Source organism: Bifidobacterium aquikefiri (assembly GCF_002259795.1).
In the GTDB taxonomy this organism is placed as follows: Bacteria; Actinomycetota; Actinomycetes; order Actinomycetales; family Bifidobacteriaceae; genus Bombiscardovia; species Bombiscardovia aquikefiri.
The window spans coordinates 129,804-149,408 of the sequence record NZ_MWXA01000005.1; the positions used below are offsets into that span (position 1 = coordinate 129,804).

Annotated in this window: 15 protein-coding genes, 1 tRNA gene and 3 pseudogenes; 4 read left to right on the forward strand and 15 right to left on the reverse strand. The window is 51.1% G+C overall.

Annotation, left to right across the window (positions count from 1 at the left end):
- The first annotated feature begins 1 nt into the window (after position 1).
- The 4 genes from BAQU_RS04455 (at position 2) to BAQU_RS04470 (ending at position 2,424) form a co-directional block, all read left to right on the forward strand.
- Positions 2 to 334, forward strand: coding sequence for a small basic family protein (locus tag BAQU_RS04455; protein ID WP_094693133.1), 333 nt, complete (start codon positions 2 to 4; stop codon positions 332 to 334).
- Between the two features lie 80 nt (positions 335 to 414).
- Entirely contained in the window at positions 415 to 1,185 is a 771-nt protein-coding gene (locus BAQU_RS04460) for a DUF881 domain-containing protein (RefSeq protein ID WP_094693135.1), read from the forward strand.
- Positions 1,186 to 1,190: 5 nt separating this feature from the next.
- Positions 1,191 to 1,631 carry an FHA domain-containing protein gene (locus BAQU_RS04465; RefSeq protein ID WP_094693922.1) on the forward strand — a complete coding sequence of 147 codons (441 nt, stop codon included), beginning with the start codon at positions 1,191 to 1,193 and terminating at the stop codon, positions 1,629 to 1,631.
- Positions 1,632 to 1,752: 121 nt separating this feature from the next.
- Positions 1,753 to 2,424, forward strand: a complete 672-nt coding sequence (locus BAQU_RS04470) for a MerR family transcriptional regulator (RefSeq protein ID WP_415447694.1) — start codon at positions 1,753 to 1,755, stop codon at positions 2,422 to 2,424.
- 227 nt (positions 2,425 to 2,651) lie between these two features.
- Here BAQU_RS04470 and BAQU_RS04475 read toward each other — a convergent pair whose 3' ends face one another.
- From BAQU_RS04475 to polA, 15 genes and pseudogenes are all read right to left on the reverse strand, one after another.
- Complete coding sequence (locus BAQU_RS04475) at positions 2,652 to 3,428, reverse strand: HAD hydrolase-like protein (RefSeq protein WP_094693137.1); 777 nt, start codon at positions 3,426 to 3,428, stop codon at positions 2,652 to 2,654.
- Positions 3,429 to 3,555: 127 nt separating this feature from the next.
- Positions 3,556 to 3,903 (reverse strand): RNA polymerase-binding protein RbpA, encoded by a 348-nt coding sequence (locus tag BAQU_RS04480; protein WP_094693139.1) that lies wholly within the window; start codon positions 3,901 to 3,903, stop codon positions 3,556 to 3,558.
- 82 nt (positions 3,904 to 3,985) lie between these two features.
- Positions 3,986 to 6,634, reverse strand: a complete 2,649-nt coding sequence (locus tag BAQU_RS04485; RefSeq protein WP_094693141.1) for a DEAD/DEAH box helicase — start codon at positions 6,632 to 6,634, stop codon at positions 3,986 to 3,988.
- A gap of 29 nt (positions 6,635 to 6,663) precedes the next feature.
- Positions 6,664 to 6,978 (reverse strand): hypothetical protein, encoded by a 315-nt coding sequence (locus tag BAQU_RS04490; RefSeq protein ID WP_094693143.1) that lies wholly within the window; start codon positions 6,976 to 6,978, stop codon positions 6,664 to 6,666.
- A gap of 11 nt (positions 6,979 to 6,989) precedes the next feature.
- Positions 6,990 to 7,370: pseudogene (locus tag BAQU_RS10820) on the reverse strand (WCX domain-containing protein); the annotation flags it as partial.
- 12 nt (positions 7,371 to 7,382) lie between these two features.
- Positions 7,383 to 8,093: pseudogene (locus BAQU_RS10825) on the reverse strand (WYL domain-containing protein); the annotation flags it as partial.
- Positions 8,094 to 8,200: 107 nt separating this feature from the next.
- Positions 8,201 to 8,915 (reverse strand): annotated as a pseudogene (locus tag BAQU_RS10760) (helix-turn-helix transcriptional regulator); the annotation flags it as partial.
- A 239-nt stretch (positions 8,916 to 9,154) separates the two neighbouring features.
- Positions 9,155 to 10,585, reverse strand: a complete 1,431-nt coding sequence (locus BAQU_RS04500) for a UTP--glucose-1-phosphate uridylyltransferase (protein ID WP_094693147.1) — start codon at positions 10,583 to 10,585, stop codon at positions 9,155 to 9,157.
- Positions 10,586 to 10,801: 216 nt separating this feature from the next.
- Positions 10,802 to 12,010 carry a HipA domain-containing protein gene (locus BAQU_RS04505; protein ID WP_094693149.1) on the reverse strand — a complete coding sequence of 403 codons (1,209 nt, stop codon included), beginning with the start codon at positions 12,008 to 12,010 and terminating at the stop codon, positions 10,802 to 10,804.
- On the reverse strand, positions 12,007 to 12,336 hold the full coding sequence (locus BAQU_RS04510) for a helix-turn-helix domain-containing protein (RefSeq protein ID WP_143241964.1): 330 nt from the start codon (positions 12,334 to 12,336) through the stop codon (positions 12,007 to 12,009). The genes BAQU_RS04505 and BAQU_RS04510 overlap by 4 nt, the downstream gene beginning before the upstream one ends.
- A gap of 267 nt (positions 12,337 to 12,603) precedes the next feature.
- A tRNA-Pro gene (locus tag BAQU_RS04515) sits at positions 12,604 to 12,677 on the reverse strand.
- An 80-nt stretch (positions 12,678 to 12,757) separates the two neighbouring features.
- Entirely contained in the window at positions 12,758 to 14,875 is a 2,118-nt protein-coding gene (glgX, locus tag BAQU_RS04520; RefSeq protein ID WP_169713275.1) for a glycogen debranching protein GlgX, read from the reverse strand.
- A gap of 88 nt (positions 14,876 to 14,963) precedes the next feature.
- The gene (locus tag BAQU_RS04525) at positions 14,964 to 15,623 is read right to left on the reverse strand and encodes an NUDIX hydrolase (protein ID WP_094693155.1); all 660 of its coding nucleotides are present in this window, start codon (positions 15,621 to 15,623) and stop codon (positions 14,964 to 14,966) included.
- 17 nt (positions 15,624 to 15,640) lie between these two features.
- Positions 15,641 to 16,603, reverse strand: a complete 963-nt coding sequence (locus BAQU_RS04530) for a Nif3-like dinuclear metal center hexameric protein (protein ID WP_094693157.1) — start codon at positions 16,601 to 16,603, stop codon at positions 15,641 to 15,643.
- 99 nt (positions 16,604 to 16,702) lie between these two features.
- Positions 16,703 to 19,597: a DNA polymerase I gene (gene polA, locus BAQU_RS04535; protein WP_094693926.1), complete on the reverse strand. Its 2,895-nt coding sequence runs from the start codon at positions 19,595 to 19,597 to the stop codon at positions 16,703 to 16,705.
- Positions 19,598 to 19,605: the final 8 nt, after the last annotated feature.

The window sequence follows — 19,605 nt, forward strand, 5'->3', positions numbered from 1 at the left end:
CATGGCCGCAGTCATCGGTTTAATCGCAGGCGTGGTTTTTGGCATCTTCCTGCAGCCCGATATTCCCATCGTTCTGCAGCCATATCTGCCGATCATGGTTGTGGCAGCTCTCGATGCACTGTTGGGTGCCGCGCGATCATTCTTTGAGCGAAGCTTCTCTGACAAGGTGTTCGTCATTTCGTTCCTTTCGAATGTCATCACAGCAACCCTGCTGGTGCTGCTCGGCAATCAGCTTGGTGTAGGTTCGCAGCTCTCCACGGCAGTTATCGTGGTGCTCGGCATTCGCATCTTTTCCAATGTTTCTGCCATACGTCGATTTATCTTTAAGGGCTGATCATGGCACGGGCTAATCACGAACACTACGAACAGCATGGGCATCGCGAGCTTCACGCTGCCATACCCCGCTACCACAGGATGAACACCAAGGATAAGGTCAACGACACTACAGATACCGGCTCATTTCCGATAGTGCGCAGAAAACCACCTTACGGGCCGAGAGGCAATGCAAGAAGGGCACGGATCGTCAGCAGCGTACTGGTTGCGTTGCTTTCTGCCCTGCTGGGGTTTGGCTACGTTGCACAGGTTCGCAACACCGAGTCCTCATACGAGTCCCTGACCGAAGACGAGTTGGTGCGCGTTCTTGATGAGACGAGCACGCAGGTTGACAAGCTTGAGCAGCGAAAGAGTGAGCTGAACGCTCAGCTGGAATCCATCCAATCGGCTGCTGACAAGCAGGAGGAAGCAGCAAGGATCGCTGCTCAGAATGAAACGACCAACGGAATTTTGTCTGGTAGATTGCCTGCTGAAGGCAAAGGCATCACCATCACCGTGACACAGGGCAGTACTCATGTGGATGCCTCGACCATGTTTACTCTGATTGAAGAGTTGAGAAATGCCGGGGCTGAAGTCATTTCCTTCAATTCCGTTCGAATCGTCACCTCGTCGTATATCAAGGATACGAAATCGGGGCTCAATGTAGATGGGCAAAGCGCCGCATCACCTTATACGATCAAGGCTATCGGTAATCCGGAAGACTTACAGAATGCGATTCAGATCGCAGGGGGAGTGGGTTCGAGACTCAAGGTACAATACAATGCAAAAGTAGTGTTGAAACAGCAGGAAAGTGTCAAAATCGACGAGGTTCGACGCTCCCCAACGTATAAGTATGCAAAGACGGTAGAATGACATCTATGACTGATCCAATTCCAACGGCAGGCGAGACCACAATCATTGGTCTGCCAGCCCTCAATATGCCAGTAGTAACCACAGCGGATCGTCCTTTGACGAAGGAAGATCTGGAGACGATAGCAAAGCTTTCAGAGGGAACGGCTTTGCTGATCTCAACTAGGGGAGCGGTGTCCGGTTCACGCTATCTTCTCGATGAGGATGAAGTCAGCGTTGGCCGTGATCAAAATGCCGACATTTTGCTTGACGATTCTACCGTGTCTCGTGCGCATGCCATCTTCAGAAAAATCGGTAATGCCTATCATGTTCTCGATGCAGGCAGCCTCAATGGCACGTACGTTAATCGTAAGCGAGTCGATGACATGGAACTACATGCAGGCGACGAAATCCAAATCGGCAAGTTTCGCTTGGTTTTCTTCACAAAATCTGCGGTTGTCAAGGACTAGCTGAGCATCTGCAGTGATTACACTCGAATATGATGGGCACAGAATATGAGCACTCATGCGAGAAACTGCAACTTATATTAGGTATGACATGAGTGTAAGAGGCAAGCCGAAGGGATTGAGAATGGCAGAAATGACCGATGATGTGGCATCACGTAACGGGCAGCCAGGTCTTCACCTTCACGTGCCTCTTGAACAACGAGACACACTTAATGCGGATGATGCAGTTCAGGGTGAGCTTTTTTCAACTAGCAATGATGAGGAACAAACACGAGGGTACAGGGGGACAGTGGCATCAAAGGTCGCTGGAATAACCTATCGTCAGCTTGATTACTGGGCCCGCAAACAAATCGTTGAGCCATCGATAAAGCCTTCACATGGTTCTGGTTCACGACGTCTCTATTCATTCAAAGATGTTGTGATTCTAGCAATTTCCAAAAAACTTCTCGATGCCGGTGTCAATCTGCAGAATGTGACACGCGCCATCGAATTTCTTACACAGCATTCAATATCTGATCTTGAAGATCTCACGATTATGTGTGACGGTGATGTTGTTCATGAGTGCAGCAATGTAGAGGAAATGTCCGATTTCATGGCTAAGGGCCGCGCAGTCTTTGGTCTTTCCGTGGCAAAGGTTTGGCATCAGATTCAAGAGGCGCTCAATTCGGAAGATCACGTTGATTTGACGCAGATGCATCAATCACAGGCTCAGGGTCGACCGATTGACGAACTCACGGCACTTCGTGTGCGTCGAAAGCTTGAACGCCAGCGTCAAGAACGTGAAGTTGCTGCTTGATATTCTTCCGGCCTTGCTCATTGTGAACTTGCGAAACTATAAGTCGTTGTTTCTATGTATATTCCACCGGAATTCAAGCAAAATTACGCACCGTTACTTGGGGAAGTTCACAATGAATGAGTGGCTGGGTTTACGATGTACTAATCTGACATAACGTACATTATCGGCTAAAGATCGCTATCAGAATCCGTTAATGACCGATAGATCATCGCCGCGTTTTTTGAATATCAAACATGCTGAGCCGAATACGAATGATTGACCGTTGTATCGCCATGTGCGTCGCGTTCGAGATGCGCAAACAGATCATTGACTGCATCGGTCAGATCATGAACCTTATCAATGGTAGTCGTCACGCCATGTTCTCGAAGTTCACCTGGGTTGGCATAGCCCCAGTTGCAACCAATCGAAGCAATGCCGACTGCTTTGGCACCGTCGACGTCAGTCCAACGATCGCCGACCATGATGGCGATATCACCCTGGGATTCATCAAACCCAATGGACGCAAAAGCGTAGCGAATGACCTGATCCTTATGTAACCGAGTCATATCTTGACTGGCACCATAGAGTCCATCGACTTCATCGGTGAGATGGAAATGCTCACATATTGGATTGGCCTGATATTCTGGCTTGCAGGTGGCAATCGCCAGATAGTAACCTTCTGCCCTGAGTTTTCTTAGCTGATCGATGATTCCCGGATACATGACATTCACCAGCTTGCCAGGCACCTTGTTACCTGGCATGCAAGGATCGTCGAAGGCAGCGATGTCGCTGTAGTAGCTACGATATGTGTCTACGGCAAGCTGAAGCTTACCTTCGGGAACATTGTTACGCTGCAGGGATTCGATGATTGCCGGTCCTATGAATTGCTGGAGCTCATGATCATCAGGGATCTTCATGCCAACCGCTTCGAAGGTCTTTTTCACACATGCAAGAATTCCAGGAGCAGATTCCGTCAAGGTACCATCCAAATCCAACAACACGACTTTGCGTGGATGTTCTGCCATAGTATTTGCTCCTTTTGAGGTATCACCAATGCTGCGATTGACCGCTTGACAATTTATCTATACGACGCATCGGTTGGACGACGCGCCTGACAATGCTGTGAATGATAGTGAGATTGAGACCAGACAATTACTCGTAATCAGGAATCCAACCGTCATGGTGCATTTCAAGACGCTTGTCGAGCAAAGTCTTCAATTCGTCCATTGAACGACGTTCGAGTAGCATATCCCAGTGCGTACGCGTTGGCTTGGAGATCTCATCGGCTTCCTGATCCTGCTCCCCCTCACGATGAGCAACCTCGCCGCAGCGACATTCCCACTGATCAGGGATTTCGGCACCTTCAGCAAAGGGAAGAATGGTTCGGTGACCCTTCGGACAGAGATATGCAACATCCGTACGTGCAGCAAAGTCCACATTATCGTCCGACTCAAGGGATTTTGCCCCTATACTCATTCCACGCAAACTGCGCTCTGCCATAATTCCTCCTCGTATGTTTACTATCCAAGCTACAAAACAGCTGGGACTTGATACTTATTCCAACATTTCTACAATCGCGTAATCAGTCAACTCCCGAATAGGCGACTATCCCCCGGTTCACGACATACACTGCCTGCTCGGCAACCTTAGATAGTGATGCGGCATCCTTGAAGAATCTGCCAACCTGAGCTATCTGCGTAAGCAAATCTGCGAGTCGTTTGGTATTACGGACAAAATCGCCACCCGTGAGCTCAGTATTCCGAAGAACATACGACAAGGTCTCGCCTTTGGCCCATTCATAGATGATCTGTGACATGCCAAAATCGAGTTCCTTGACGGGTTCAAGTCCATAGTCTTCACAGAGCATGGAAACATGTGCCCTGCTTCCCAGCGACGCCTGGACGGCGATTGCCACATTGCCTTCTGGCCCGCCAGGGAAGTTGCCATCTCCCCCGCCTTCGCCGCGACGAGCTTCATACACCAGTGATGAAACAACGGCTGCCAGTTCTGGAGCTGATAGACCTAGCAGATCATGATCCACAATCATCTGAGCCAGTACCAGATCCTGTTCACTGTATATTCTTCTCAGCATCTGGCCACGCGGTGTCAGAGCGTAGTTGACCATCGTATGCGCATCATCCACGAAATCAGCCGAGTTGCTGAATCTGCTGGGAACCAGCAACTCCTTGACTTTGTCATGATGCGCAGGGGTGAGTGGAGACACGGCATCGGCATACTCAGGAGTGATGTATCCAAGATTGTTGAGTATTTCGCAGATATGATCAAACTGACGTGCTACGGAGCCTGTTCTGGATTCATAACGGTCTCGAACCCGTTCGAGTTCCTTCTTTTCACGCGCCCAGCGATGGCCCCATTTCAAGTGAGTGGTCAAATCAGGACATTCTCTGCAGGGATGATGCCGTTCCTGATCTTTGAGCTCTGCAATGCGCTGATCGAGCTCTCGGAATGCTCGGCTTCTTGATTTTTCAGATCGAAATCGCTTGTGCTTGAGTTCCTGGCGCTCGTGCCTCTGCGCATCCGAGAGCCTCATGCGAATTTCCATGAATTCAGCGAAATTACCATGATCACAGGCAAATGCATCCTCATATCCGTGCAATGCCTGAGCAAGGGTATCCATCCGAGATTCGAGCTGCCACGCCGATTCGTTGGCCTCCCACTGAGCGAAGGAATGATCAAGAGTCATTCGCGCCGTCTTGTAATCACTGGAATTGAGAAGATTCACAGCCATATTGAATGTTGGCCGGAAACTGGAATGCAGCGGATAGACTCGTTTGCTGGCAAGTGCCGCAGCGGTTGCTGGAACAAAATCTCGATGATCGACGACGACTGCATGTCCGATGCTGTCGATTCCTCGCCGGCCTGCGCGCCCTGTGAGCTGAGTGAACTCACCAGGAGTCAGGGACACATGTCCAATACCGTTGAACTTTTCAAGTTTCTCCACAACAACGCAGCGTGCAGGCATATTGATACCCAATGCCAACGTTTCCGTGGCAAAGACCATCTTGACCAAGCCGGCCTCGAACAACCGTTCGACAATCTGCCTGAACAGTGAAACCATGCCGGCATGGTGGGCTGCAAAACCTTTTTCGAGTGCAAATCTAAACGATGAGAAGTGCAGTGTCTTCAAATCATCACGACTGAGCTGGCCTTCGACCATTTCGTCGACAATGCCCCGAATACGTTGTGCCTCGTCGGCACTGGTGAGTTCAAGACCCGCATTCATGCATTGCTCAACCGCCTGATCACATCCGTTGCGTGAAAAGATGAAATATATGCCCGGAAGCAGATCCTCATAATCCAATTCATCGACAACAGCCCAGCGACGAGGCACGTGACGCGAATTGGCAAAGTGCTCCGACTGATTGCGCCGATGCGCATTGTGCTCATGTCTGCTACTGTGCTTACGCTCCTGAGCCTTGCCGTGCGCGCGAGCAGCCTGCCGATCGAGCTGGTCAAGGCGCTCGATCAATTGCGGATTGAGCTTCGGCTGATGATTGTCAGCATTCGCATTCTTTCGATACAGATCGATGAGTTCGGGAGGTGTATGATCGTCCGATTGAACGATCACATGCTGTTCCAAAGGCACAGGGCGATTCTCTGTGATGACGAGCTTGGTGTGACCGCGAACCGACTGAATCCAATCGGAGAAATCCTCGACGTTCGACACGGTAGCGGACAATCCAATGACACGAACGGAGGGAGGAAGATGAATGATCACTTCTTCCCAGACCGGTCCCCTGAATCGATCGCTGAGATAATGAACCTCATCGAGAACGACGTATCGCAAAGCCTGCAGAGTGGTTGAGTGCTCGTACAGCATGTTGCGCAGAACTTCCGTCGTCATCACCACGATGTCTGCCTCTGCGTTGATTGAGGTATCTCCCGTAAGGAGACCCACATGATCCTCTCCGAATACCTCAACCAGATCGTGATACTTCTGATTGCTCAGCGCCTTGATTGGTGTGGTATAGAAAGCCTTGACATTATGCTCTTGCGCAAGAAAGACGGCAAAGTCTGCAACGACCGTCTTTCCTGATCCCGTTGGGGCTGCAACAAGCACATTGTCATCAGCCTCCAAGGCTTCAATGGCCTCTTCCTGAAATCGGTCGAGTTCAAATGGAAGCTTGCTGGCGAAACGAAAGGCAGCGGTCTGTGCGTGAGTCTGTCTTTTCCTGAACGCAGCATAACGCTGAGTCGGATTATCTGGCATAACGGTCCCTAAACATCCTTACACGTGAATCAGTCGTTGAAATACCTCCACTGCTGCCAGGTACGCATATGCCGTTCGTGAATACGGTTATGGCGTCGGAGAACCTCTGCATGTGTCTGCGAATAGCGATCACTTGCGACGCTCAATGGCTGTGTAAGCAATGGATCCTGTGGTTCCTTGTCTTGAGAGGAAGACTGCGCGTCAGCGATCTTAGCGCCGATGACGGTACTGAGCTTGGTCGCGGTGCGCATTGCAGCGAGAGCGCGAAACACTACATACGCGGCTCCAGCGATAAGGACAACGATCATAAAGATGACCAATAGTAGCCAAATCCATCCTGGCATTGTCACTCCCCTTACTCTTCGTTCGCTATGCTGTTCTCTCCCAAACTTAGTTCGCGCTCTGCACGAGCGACGATCATCGTACGCAAGGTCTCAGGTGCCACAGCAGTAATATGCCGGGCATGCGAGATGCAGAAAGCAACGAACCAAGAATCCGAGGAGACTGTCAGGTGCACCCTTTCACCAGTGCCATTGTCATCAACAGTCGCTCCGGGAAGAGACTTCACGAAGGCAAGATGCTTCTTGTCGGTGATGATGACAGCCGCAGTGCCATTGTCAAAACTCCACTCGCGCAATGTGCTTATGGGAACGTCTGGAATTTCGGGTACGTTCTCGGTCTCAACGAGCTGAGCATGTTCAATCCGAGCGAGACGCAATACCTGCCATTGGCGGTGCTCGCCCTTCATATGGGTAAGCTGCTCCGATTGCTTGGTGATGATTTCCTTGAACTCATCCGACATCGCACTCATATCGATGACATGATAGAGATCGGTCCACGCAGCGACGTAATACACACCCTCATCAACGAAAATCTTGGCTGGAGCAACGATCTTGCGATGTGTCCTGCCTGCCCCATCGGTATATTCCATGTCAAGAATCGACTGGGTATCGATGGCACGCTTCACAATGGTAAAGCTCATGGGTTCCAGTTCATATCCTGTCAGGCTGAGCCATGGTGTCACACCCGGCTCGACGTGCTGTCGCAGCCTAAGATACAGTGATTGAGCCTGCTGACGCGAGGAGTCCGGCAGGAGTGGCGAATGGGCTAGATAGCTGACGGAAGCAGTGAGAAGACTGAGATACTGCGGCGAAACTCCGGCAAGACGTTCCAGGCCGAGAGAATTTGTTGCAGAGACGATGCCTTCGGTCTCGAGCAGATTCCAATCGATGTCAAAGAACTGACTGCCTGCCATTTCACCATCGTCAGAAACGGTTGTCAAGGTATTGATGTCCTTGTGGATGATATTGACGAAGCGCTTCAGATCGTCGTCGTCGCGGACACGGCCAATAAAGCGTTCTGCAAGCTCATTGAGCGAGAACTCCTCGCCCAGGTGAGCTGAAAGGAAGAGCATCAAGCGCAGTCGGCGATCAACCTCAGAACCAGTCTGGAAGGATGCCGATGACTTTCTTCCCTCCTTGTGATGAAGCTCGCACGGATCCTTGCCGTTATCGATCTCCGGCATGGGTTGCACAGGATCATCACCATTGTTGTCAATGGACTGAAGACGCGTGGCAGCATGCAGTCTTCTGCTGAATGCATCGGCTGCCTCCTGAGGACTGATGATGGATGAACCAGGATGCCCAAGCACGAACATCGCCAAATCGTCTGAATCCGTGTATGCCACATTGATATGCTCACCATTATCGTCAACAGTAGCGGCGAAGCGTCGAGAGTCGATGACCTTCACCAAGGCATCTGGAATGGGTTGCGTTCCTAAGCCCGGAGCTATGGAATCAAGACCGAGTCCCGGAACCGGCATTTGTGGCACACGTGGACTGGTGCGCGAAGTGTGGTGCTCCTGATGTTCAGCGGATTGTGAAATGGACACGGAACGGGCAAGGTAGTTGGCAGCGGCCAACACCGGCAAATCGTCCTGCTCAAAGCGAAGTCGAACCCTTGGTTCATCACCGAGTTGAAGACGGTACGACGCGAAATCCTGACCTTCTGACTTCGACGAATACTCGGGTTGTCGAGATTCGATTGCTATTCCCATTGCCGCGAGCTTTGCGCGGTCACGTTGAAATTGTTTAGCAAATGCAGCCTTTGCCGCCTGGTCAGCAAGTTCGCCGTACGAATCCGCATACGCCTTCACGCGTTGTGCGATTTGACGGGATGTCAGCCATTGCGGGAAGGCTGAGGACAATACGGCAAGCACATCCAATTCATGTTTCCCCCACTTATCGGAGAAGCGTCGCCTACCATTCGTTCCCTCTGTCATTAGTCCTCGCGTATCGTTAGCATACCTAAGTAACTGTGCATGTTTGCACAGACCTTTATCTATATTAGATGTATTTTGCTCGAATCAGGCACAATAACTCAAAAAATGTACAAATATCATTATGAGCGAAGCTATATGAATACGCTCCGAGAGATAGACCGCACTTCTTTATGTTCAGTGCAGCCAAATCTCAAAGCATAGCGGCAAGAGTCCTCGAGTGAATCCGAGCTGATTGCTTTCTAGACCCATTCGTCAGGTTCAACACCCTGTGGTCCTACAAACTCTCCATTCGGAACGTATGATGGTCTGCCCTGATCAGAGAGCTCCGCATCGGCGAACATCGTCACATCACGACCAAAAGTCCAGTCTCCCTCGATGGTGACTGAGTTGGCAGCCGCAAGCGAAGGAACGGAATATGGAAATCGTTCGTTGAAATCGTTGATGTTTTTGTAATACCGTTCATCAAGCTGCACATTCGGGAAGATATAGTTGCCATCTTCCATTTCATACGAGTCCGTCAAGTGGAATCTATCTGACCGCATAATGAACAGATCATCGGTTGTCTTTACGGGAAGGAAGCGCATGCGATCGACTTCAATGCATGTTGCTCCTTCAAACAGGCCAATGGCAGCACCCATGGCAGTCTCAAGCTGAACAACATCTTCTGTGCTCGAATCGGCAGGGTTCACGGTTTTCTTGTTGATGATGACGGGTAATGGAAGTACACCTTCGTATTCCTCAAGCTTGGCCTTCAAGGCATCGACCCTGACCCAGATACTGTTGGTATTGAAGTACGGATGCTTGCGAATGTTGGTTGCGTCGCCCTCATCACCGGGAGCCACCTGACTCATTTCACGAAGCATGAGATGTCCCGTCTTCTTGTCAAAGACAATGTGCCCACCCTTGCGATCCGCCTTTGTTCTTCTCGAGACCTCAACCATGAATGGAGAACCGGACTTGGCAAAGTGCCATGCCAAGGTGCGCGAAGGTCGAGCACCAAGATTATCTGAATTGGAGATGAACAGATATTCGATACCATTCTCCTGAAGCTTGTCCAGCAGGCCCGACTCCCAAATAGTGGAATAGACATCACCATGGCCAGGCGGACACCATTCAAGTTCTGGATCCTCGGGGAACTCCACCGGCTCACCAGTCTTCAGCACCAGTTTCGGCTCAACATGCTGGATGATCTCCAGTGGGATGTCATGCTGTTCAAACAGTCGATTCTTCTTCACCAGCTTCAGACTGTCCTTGGAAGTTCTGAAGGAATTCATCAGGATCAATGGCAACGGAACGCCGAGACGCTTTCTCGCTGTGAGCACCTGACCCAGAATGATATCCAGGAATCGCATCTGGCGTGCCTTGTGACGACGCACAGGAAGCAGTGATTTAGCACCGTCAAGTCCCATGGAGGTTCCCAATCCACCATTGAGCTTTAAGAATGCCGTCTTGGAGAAGGCATCCAACGCTTGTTGCTGGTTCATCTTGTCATGAACGTCACCGACATACGGCACTTCTTTGAGAGCATCAACATTTTTTTCCTGTATCGAAAACTCTGAATTCTCTCCCTGCCAAGTATCGTATAACCGCTTGAATTGCTTGATGGAGACCTCGCTCAAGCCACGCTTTCGCATCTTCTCGGCAGAAAGTTCAAATGCTTCTTCTCTCATTAAATCCCTTTCGGTAATGGTCAGCAATAGTCTAGTCCCTTGACTGAGGGATTGTTCCGATTTCCATGAAGAAACAGTATGAAACGGCAATCATCGCTTGAGCTACGCAGGGAAGTGACTCTTCGAACGAAGGACCGCATCGAAACTCCCGACATGATGAATCCCGCATGATCGGGGTTTCTCGCAGCTCTGGCACGGCCCCCACCGTCACGCAGCTTATGTCTCCGGACTCTTCGGTTCGATGCGCGCATTCGCCAATGCAATAATCTTGAGAAGTTCACCGCGCATCGGCGCTTCAAGCCCTTCATATGCCTCTGGCGCGTGGGCGACGACTGCGCCCGCGATCTTCTGCGCCGTCGTCACCGCTCTGTCAGAGTCGAGTCCTGTCTGTCGAGCTAGCTTGGCCCAATGGAAGGGCGTGATCTGCTCGGGTCTGACGGCTCCTGAGATGGGCATGGCGAGATTCTGGTTAAATGTCGGCCAATACCGCGTGGTGATGGTGTCATACAGCGGTGAAAGTGATAGTTGTCCGGGGCGTAGCATTGCCGAATAGTTCTTCGCATGCGCGTCGGCATTGGCTATGGATGTGTTGAACGCCAGCCTTCGCAGCCACTCGTATGACATTTCCAAGCTCGGATCGACGTCAGAGAGCAAGCGAAGAATCCGTTTCGCGCTGATATCATATTTGGTGTTCGACGCGCCACCTAAAGACTGCATAAAGTCTTCGACATGGACCCTTATAGTCTCGCCATTGCGCTGTGCCCTATCAAAGCGCCTGACCACATACGCATGACGATCCTCGAAATTCATAACCCCCGCATCAGGGGCAGGAAGCCCCACCAGTCCGCCGAGTCTGAGCGAGGCGGCCTCTATCATCTCAGCGCCTTTGATATGCGTGGATTCCGGCTTAAAAATATGTGTGGATGGCAAAGCCGCATTGGGCCAATACCAGTCGTCCCCGACCCTGGCCAGAGTGAACTTGGGCTGGTTGCCTGCCAACGAAAACCTTGAGGGAAGACCACTCTCCCACCACGCCGTACCGGCATGGTTCAATGTTGAGATTCTGGATGCAATTTCGTCATCGGTTGCAAGTACAGGGGGTTCATCCTCCAGGACCGGCATGTTCTCGGTCGATGAGAACACCAATCCGCCGGTGGTATCCGCATGGTCCAGCAAGTCAAACACATCCGTGCTTGCAGCACCGGTATTCCTTGCCATGACCTCGCGCATCGCGGGATTGTCAGGCAGCAGATTCTCCAGAAAATTCCCAGCTGCCTTACGTGTTCCTCTTCCATTGCGGGGCAGACTCAGACTTATGGGCGATGAAGGGTAATCACCTGCATATTCAAAAACCGTATGCCTGTCGGCGCTTCGTATAAATCTGCCAACATATGTACCCTCAAGCCAGGCATGGAGAACCCTCACGATGCACCCTTGAAATACGCGGTCGGCAACGTGGTGGGGTTGAGCCCAACCGCCCTCAGAATCTTCATGGCATCCTGCGCACGCACGGCACCACCATCAAGCATGGCATCGACCACTTCTTGTGCAACCCCGGAGCGGTCCGCAATCTGAGACGCACCGATGCCCAATCTCTCCATCTCGCGCTTCAATTCACGCGAAACACTTTCCGTGCCGGTCAGATATACGATTCTCGGACGACGGACGACGGCACGCTTTCGCAGATTGCCCGCGAAGCTCAGCTCTTCCTTCGATGGCTTGCCGAGCTGGTACTGCATACTGCCGTTCATGATCGCCTCCCGTCCTTGCATTATAGCTGTGTTAGACATTCTCGAACTCTGTTATTCACCAACGAAGGAAGAAACAGGCGGAATCCAACACTGAAAAACCGCTGGAATTTAAGAGCGTCGTGCCTGGCGATGTGGATTTGATGCCTCGCCCACTGCGATAAAGCGTCCACCGGACCATAATGAAAGGAACCGCTTCGCGGTTGCTGTGTGCAGCGATATGCGCTCGACTGTTCGCGCACTGCGACACAGCGTCCACAGGACGCTGTGTCGGGCCAGCGAGATTTGAACTCGCGACCCCTTGACCCCCAGTCAAGTGCGCTACCAAGCTGCGCTATGGCCCGACGGTGCAAAAAGCACCACAGAATAAACTAGCATAACCATAAGAAATGCGTCAATTCCCGCAACACACGTGTTGCTCTGGTTATGCGTCCAGTCGATTATGCCGCCCGGCGCTCATGAGCAACAGGAAGCTCCTGGGTTGGGCTGTAATGGCAAAACCTGCCTCATAGGCAAGCTGTGGGCCGTTCGGATTGAAGGTATCGACCATAAGTTGCCATTTATTGCCATAGTTTTCCTCTGGCAGGGTGAATACGATTGGCTCGTAATGGGCATTGAAGATGAATATGAAATCATTGTCAGTCAGATTCGTACCAAACCAATCCTTCTCGGGAATATCACCTCCATTGAGAAATACCATGACTGAGAAGGCATGCGTGTTGTTCCAGTCATTCATGTCCATGATCGAACCGGTGTGATCAAACCATTCGACCTGTGGGATCGTATCGGACTTATCTCCAGGTTCCCGACCTGTGAAGAAGCGACGGCGGTGCAGAACCGGATGATCGAGACGGAGATGAATCAACTTGGTGGTAAATTCAAGCAATTCCTTTTGGCTGTCATCGAGATTCCAGTTGGTCCACGAAATGTCATTGTCCTGACAATACGCATTGTTGTTGCCCTGCTGGGTACGACCAACCTCATCCCCGCCGCAGATCATAGGAATGCCTTGGCTGACCAGCAATGTGGAAAGGAAGTTTCTGCATTGCCGCATGCGCAATTCGGTCACATCATCGATTGTCGTCGGACCTTCAACGCCGCAGTTCCATGAACGGTTGTTATTCTCACCATCCAGATTTCCTTCGAAATTCGATTCATTGTGCTTGTCGTTGTAACTCACCAGATCATTCAGGGTAAAGCCGTCATGGGCGGTGACGAAGTTCACGGATGCCACAGGCCTGCGTCCATCATCCTGGTACAAATCGGAACTGCCCATCAATCTGCTGGCAAATTCAGGTAATGTCGATGGCTGTGACCGCCAGAAATCACGGACGCAGTCACGATACCGACCATTCCATTCGCTCCACGAGGATGGGAATCCACCCACCTGGTAACCGCCAGAACCCAGATCCCAAGGTTCTGCGATGAGCTTGACGCGTGAAATAACCGGATCCTGCTCCACGATGTCAAAAAAGGCACTGAGCTTATCGACCTCTTGGAACTGACGAGCCAATGTTGCAGCCAGATCGAATCTGAAACCGTCAACATGCATTTCCGTAACCCAGTAGCGCAACGAATCCGTTATCAGCTGTAAGGCATGGGGAGAGCGCATCAACAGTGAGTTTCCGGTGCCCGTAGTATCGAAGTAATGTGCCTCATCGCCATCGACCAGACGATAGTATGACTTGTTGTCGATGCCTTTGAAACTTAAGGTGGGACCTTTGTCATTGCCCTCGGCAGTATGGTTATACACCACGTCGAGAATCACTTCCATGCCGGCCTTGTGGAATGACTTTACCATGGATTTGAATTCGTTGACCTGTTCGCCTCGTTGACCAGAACTTGAATATTCGTTGTGAGGAGCGAAGAAACCAATGGTGTTATATCCCCAATAATTCGAAAGTCCCTTTTCCTGCAGGAATGCGTCATTGACATATTGATGCACTGGCATCAACTCAATGGCGGTCACTCCTAGCTTTTTCAAGTATTCGATAACGGTTGGATATGCGAGACCAGCATATGTTCCACGAATCTCGGGAGGAACACCCTCGTTTAGATTGGTCATACCTCGAAGATGTGCTTCGTAGATGACCGAATCATGATACGGAATGAAGGGATGCTGATCGCTTCCCCAATCGAAATAGGGGTTGATGACGGCGGATTTCATCATATGGGGTGCCGAGTCCAGTGTGTTCATACCGGTATGGTCACCCTTGTCATCGAACCAGAATGAATACAGACTCTCATCGCCATCTGAGTTGCCCTCAATCGCCTTGGCATAGGGATCAAGCAACAGTTTGTGGGGATTGCATCGAAGCCCATGCTCTGGTTCATAAGGTCCATACACGCGGTATCCATAACGCTGCCCGGGCTGGATGCCGGGAACATAGTTATGCCATACGAAAGAGTTCTGCTCACTCATCTCGATTCGAGTCTCGTTGTCATCATCGTCGAACAGACATAGCTCAATTTTTTCGGCCAGCTGTGAGAATAATGCGAAATTCACGCCCGCCCCATCATAGCTTGCGCCGAGCGGATACATTGAACCTGGTCTAATTTGCATAATTACAGTATGACACCTCAAAACGATTAAGGGGTGTTGAAACCGAGCAAAGCTGGCCAATGAGCAATCAGCAATTCTCCCTGATATTCATTTCCTCGGGGATTCCAGCTCGCTTCAATGCCTCAGACTGCAAGGCGATAACACATGTTGCGGATTGAATTTTCAGTGCTTTCAGCGTGTCCCAGGTTATCCATGCAGATTGGACATGTTCATCGCTATCACAATGTGTTTCGTGAATGTTCCAATCATGCAATTCAACAGAGATCACATGTGAAATTTCATCACTCATGCCCATAGAGGAATACGAATCGCTGATACGAGTGATTGTGCAAGCATGTTGCGTCGGGACAATGCCGGTTTCTTCTCTCAGCTCACGCAAGGCAGCGGCATCGACGGATTCCGCACCGTCCATGAGTCCTGCAGGCAATCCAAAGACGAAGCCATTGCATCCCACTCGATACTCGCGTTCAACCAGATACTTGTCATGCTTGGAGTCATGAACGATCATCACCACCGATGGAGCATGTTTGACAAGCTGGCGAGTTATGGATTCCTCGCCACCATCCGTCTTTGGCAGAGCAACCGTAAGTTCGTCCACATCGAAGATTGCCCCGGAGTACTGAGCGATTCTGGCAGTGATATGTGGCTGACGCTCCATGTTGATGCCGTCTGAATCCTCTTGCAACACTGCCTCAAGTCGATCAACCGCAGATTCTTTCCGTGGCATGACTCCCCTTCCCCTGACTACAGTCGTAGATTCCAAGGATCCGTGTTCAATGTTGACGTATAGATGGTAATGCTGCGCTGATGATGTCGTTTCAGCGCTTCCTGCAGATCCACAGCTGCGCGTTCCAGCCATAGATGTTCGATTGCGGAGTGAGGTGTATTGATGAATGCTGGAAAGGGAGCGGTGTGGTGCTCTCCCCCAGGGATATAACCTGAGCTTTTCAGCATGAATTCATACCGTGACTGCTGATAGGCATCGGTCACCGGATGATGCCGCAAGTCGCTGGTGACATACACATCAACATCGCTGCTTCGCACTTCATCGAAGCATGAGTCACCTGATCCCGGCAGGATGGCGACTGTATGAACCATCGCATCCAACTCACCGCATACCAGAACGCCGGCATTCGTTTTGGGCAGCTTGTGTGCAATCGCTGTTGCGAAATTGCGCAAGGTCTGCGGCTTGCTAAGCGTTCCCACTCTGCCAAGACCAATGTCATGCCCATGCTGCTGCGTGTCGGAGGGAACCAGCGGGTGCTGGTTCACCAAGCCGAATGCATCAGCTGCACTGTGCGCAACTCCGCGATAGGCGACATCGGCATTCGTATGGCCAACCCACAATGCACAATTGTTCCGCACAAGCGCATTGATGATGCCACCCCTGAAGCCAAGTCCACTGACCTCATGGACTGCCCTGAACAGCAAGGGGTGGTGGGTGATCAGCACATCGGCATGGTGGCGGATCGCCTCGTCAACAACGTCTATGGTCGGATCAACCGCAAACATGACTCTGCTGATACGTCTTGAAAGATCACCGACGATAAGTCCGGGTGCATCCCAACTTTCCGCATATTCGAGTGGATACAGCGATTCCAGAATCTCGACAACCTGACTGAGAATGGGTTGCTCCTCATTACTTTGCTGTGAGAAACCGAGTGTCTGCTTCCTGACATGATCGGTATCTGGACCTGCATGATTCATATCGATAACCTCCAATGTTACGCATCATTGCAACGCTGTGAGTGGCTCAGCCCGCCATTCACACATCAGCAACGTGGGCACCGATATACGCCTTCCCTATCAGTGTGCGGCTTGCTGCCAGTCTGCTCCCAAACCAGTTGACACATCCAAGGGAACGGCTATGTGAACTGCATGTTCCATTGCCTCAGTGACCAAAGCAGTGACCTTCTTGACTTCAGATTCTACAACTTCAAGCACAAGTTCATCATGAATCTGAAGCACAATGCGACTCTTCATACCCGCAGAGCGTAATGCGACATCGGCTCGAATCATCGCAATCTTCATAATATCGGCAGCGGAACCCTGGATAGGAGCGTTCAGTGCTCCACGCTCTGCTGCATCTCTGATCTGACGTCTGGTCGATTTGAGACCCGGGAAATATCTTCTTCTGCCAAACATGGTTTCGGTATACCCTTTGTCTCGTGCCGTACTCACCAATGATTCGAGATATTCGTGAACCTTGCCAAAGGTGGCGAAATACTTCTGGCGCAGCACATCAGCTTCAGCGGGACTGACGCTTAATCGTTGCGCGAGTCCGTACGTGCTCAATCCATAGGCCAGACCGTAGCTCATTGCCTTCACGTGTGAGCGTTCATCTCCAGTGATGTCGTCAACCGACTTCTGGTACACAAGGCTGGCAACGTATTTGTGGAAGTCCCTTCCGGACTTGAACGCCTCGATCAGTGCCTCATCTCCAGAAAGGTCGGCCATGATGCGCAATTCAACCTGAGAATAATCGGAGCTCAAGAGATAGTCGTAACCACTTGCAGGTACGAACGCCGAGCGAATCTCACGCCCTTGAGCGTTTCTATTCGGTATGTTCTGCAAGTTCGGATCGACTGAACTCAATCTCCCTGTCGCAGCAACCGTTTGCTCAAAGGTCGTATGAATCCTGCCGTCGCGAACATTCACTGCATCGATCAGAGTCTGCATGATTTGCTTGAGCTTGTTGGTCTCTCTGTAACGCAACAGGGCACCGAGAAAATCATTTGCCTTGGTCTTATCGGTGGACTTCAGATACATGCTCTGCAATGCTGCGGCATTGGTGGTATATGACCCACCCTTGGTCTTGCGGGATGGCTTGAGGCCAAGATCTTCGAACAGCACTTTCTGGAGTTGCTTGGGACTTTGCAGATTGATCTTTGAACCCGCATTTTCCCACGCAATGTCCTGTGCCTGTGAGGCATCCGCTATGAATCTGTCGTGCAGTTCCTTCATTCTCTGGGTACTTACGGATGCGCCTGAGGATTCCATGGCATAGAGCGTTGAGGATACTGGTATCTCAATCGAGCGAAGGAGTCTATATTGCCTGCGTTCATCAACGATCGGCATCAGATACCGTGCCAGACGAGATACAAGAATGGCCTGTTTTACAGATTCGGGGAGCGCATGCTCATCTGACGAGGATTCGTTCTTGCGCTCCTCTGAATCAGTGTCATCAAATGCAAAGCTGCCCTGCTCGATGGTCACATCGTTGTTGTCGTCATGAATATCCAGAAAATGCGCGACTGATGCCGAAAGACTATCTGCGTGGAAGTCTGGTTCCACGATGTAACCGGCAAGCTTCGTATCGAACAATGGTTCATGAAGCTCAAGCCCACACGCACTGAGAATATGCCGCTGCTCCTTGTACCCATGAAGCAGTATCTGAGACTGGTATTTGTCGAGGAACTGCTGCAGCGAATGCAGCAACTCGGCATTTTCGGTAGCGTCATCGAGCACCAGTACATGTTCGTCTGCTGCCACTATGGCCAATGAACGAAATGATTCCCGACCGGGTAAATCCTTGCCGGCGGCGAAAACGGTAATGGCATTCGGCAACGCTGCGGCAGCGGTCGCCGATGCCTTCAATGCCGGATTGCCATGCTCGTCGTTGCTCGTTGCAATGGAGTCTTCGACTGTGTGCGCATGCTCCGTCAACCACGCCTGGAAGGCATACGAGTCGCCCACAGAGTCGAGAACTGTAGCAATCTCTGCCTTGGGCTGCTCACCTGCAATATCCACATCATTGCTTGCCTCAGCTTGCTTCAGCTTGTTCGCTGCATCCGCACCGAATGCAGCGATGACGCGCTTGCGGGTCCGTTCACCGAACTGCAAGGAGTCAAAGAGTTTCGAAAGATCGTCAGATTTGATGTCACCATATTCCAGATCACTGATGTCAACACCCAGATCCATATCACGAACGAGTGCGTTAACTTTGCGGTTCAGTTTGACCTGCTCGATGTTTTCCCGCAGAGCTATGCCCTTTTTGCCGCCTATTTCCTCGGCATGCTCATAGATTCCCTGAAGACCACCGTACTGGTTGATCCATTTTGCCGCATAGCCATCGCCTACTCCAGGAACCCCGGGAATATTATCAGCAGTCTCGCCACGCATCGCAGCCAAGTCTGGATATTGTGAGGGCGAGACATGGTACTTCTCCTGTACAGCGTCGGCGGTCATGTGTTTCAATTCCTTGAAGTGATGACCCGGATAGAGCACCGTCACATAATCGTCAATCAGCTGGAAGGCATCACGATCTCCGGAGAGAACCAAGGTCTTGTACCTCGCCTGTGAACCCATCGTGGCAAGGGTTGCGATGATATCGTCGCCCTCAAAGCCGCGCCGTTCCACATAGGTAATGCCCAGCGAAGCAAGCAGCTGCTGTATCAATGGAAGCTGACTGAGAAGCTCCTCTGGAGCCGCATCTCGCGTTGCCTTGTACTGCTTGAGCATGGTGTTACGGAAGGTGCCACCTGACATGTCGAAGGCAACGGCAAGGTGGTTCGGTCGTTCCGTTTCAATGACCTGTGCAAGCATCGTTGCAAAGCCCCATACCGCATTGGTGGCCTGACCACTTTGGGTGGTGAAATTCTCTACTGGCAGGGCAAAGAATGCCCTGAAGGCCAATGAATGACCATCAACAACAAGGAGTGTGTCTTTCGGCAATTGCCTATTTTCAGAATCCGTATCCATCTCCCTGA

Coding starts and splice junctions, on each gene's coding strand:
- BAQU_RS04500 (WP_094693147.1), bottom strand. CDS start 10,585: ATGAGAGAAGAAGCATTTGAACTTTCTGCCGAGAAGATGCGAAAGCGT.
- BAQU_RS04485 (WP_094693141.1), bottom strand. CDS start 6,634: ATGCCAGATAATCCGACTCAGCGTTATGCTGCGTTCAGGAAAAGACAG.
- BAQU_RS04465 (WP_094693922.1), top strand. CDS start 1,191: ATGACTGATCCAATTCCAACGGCAGGCGAGACCACAATCATTGGTCTG.
- BAQU_RS04460 (WP_094693135.1), top strand. CDS start 415: ATGAACACCAAGGATAAGGTCAACGACACTACAGATACCGGCTCATTT.
- BAQU_RS04525 (WP_094693155.1), bottom strand. CDS start 15,623: ATGCCACGGAAAGAATCTGCGGTTGATCGACTTGAGGCAGTGTTGCAA.
- BAQU_RS04530 (WP_094693157.1), bottom strand. CDS start 16,603: ATGAATCATGCAGGTCCAGATACCGATCATGTCAGGAAGCAGACACTC.
- BAQU_RS04510 (WP_143241964.1), bottom strand. CDS start 12,336: ATGAACGGCAGTATGCAGTACCAGCTCGGCAAGCCATCGAAGGAAGAG.
- BAQU_RS04455 (WP_094693133.1), top strand. CDS start 2: ATGGCCGCAGTCATCGGTTTAATCGCAGGCGTGGTTTTTGGCATCTTC.
- glgX (WP_169713275.1), bottom strand. CDS start 14,875: ATGTATCCGCTCGGCGCAAGCTATGATGGGGCGGGCGTGAATTTCGCA.
- BAQU_RS04475 (WP_094693137.1), bottom strand. CDS start 3,428: ATGGCAGAACATCCACGCAAAGTCGTGTTGTTGGATTTGGATGGTACC.
- BAQU_RS04490 (WP_094693143.1), bottom strand. CDS start 6,978: ATGCCAGGATGGATTTGGCTACTATTGGTCATCTTTATGATCGTTGTC.
- BAQU_RS04480 (WP_094693139.1), bottom strand. CDS start 3,903: ATGGCAGAGCGCAGTTTGCGTGGAATGAGTATAGGGGCAAAATCCCTT.
- BAQU_RS04470 (WP_415447694.1), top strand. CDS start 1,753: ATGGCAGAAATGACCGATGATGTGGCATCACGTAACGGGCAGCCAGGT.
- polA (WP_094693926.1), bottom strand. CDS start 19,597: ATGGATACGGATTCTGAAAATAGGCAATTGCCGAAAGACACACTCCTT.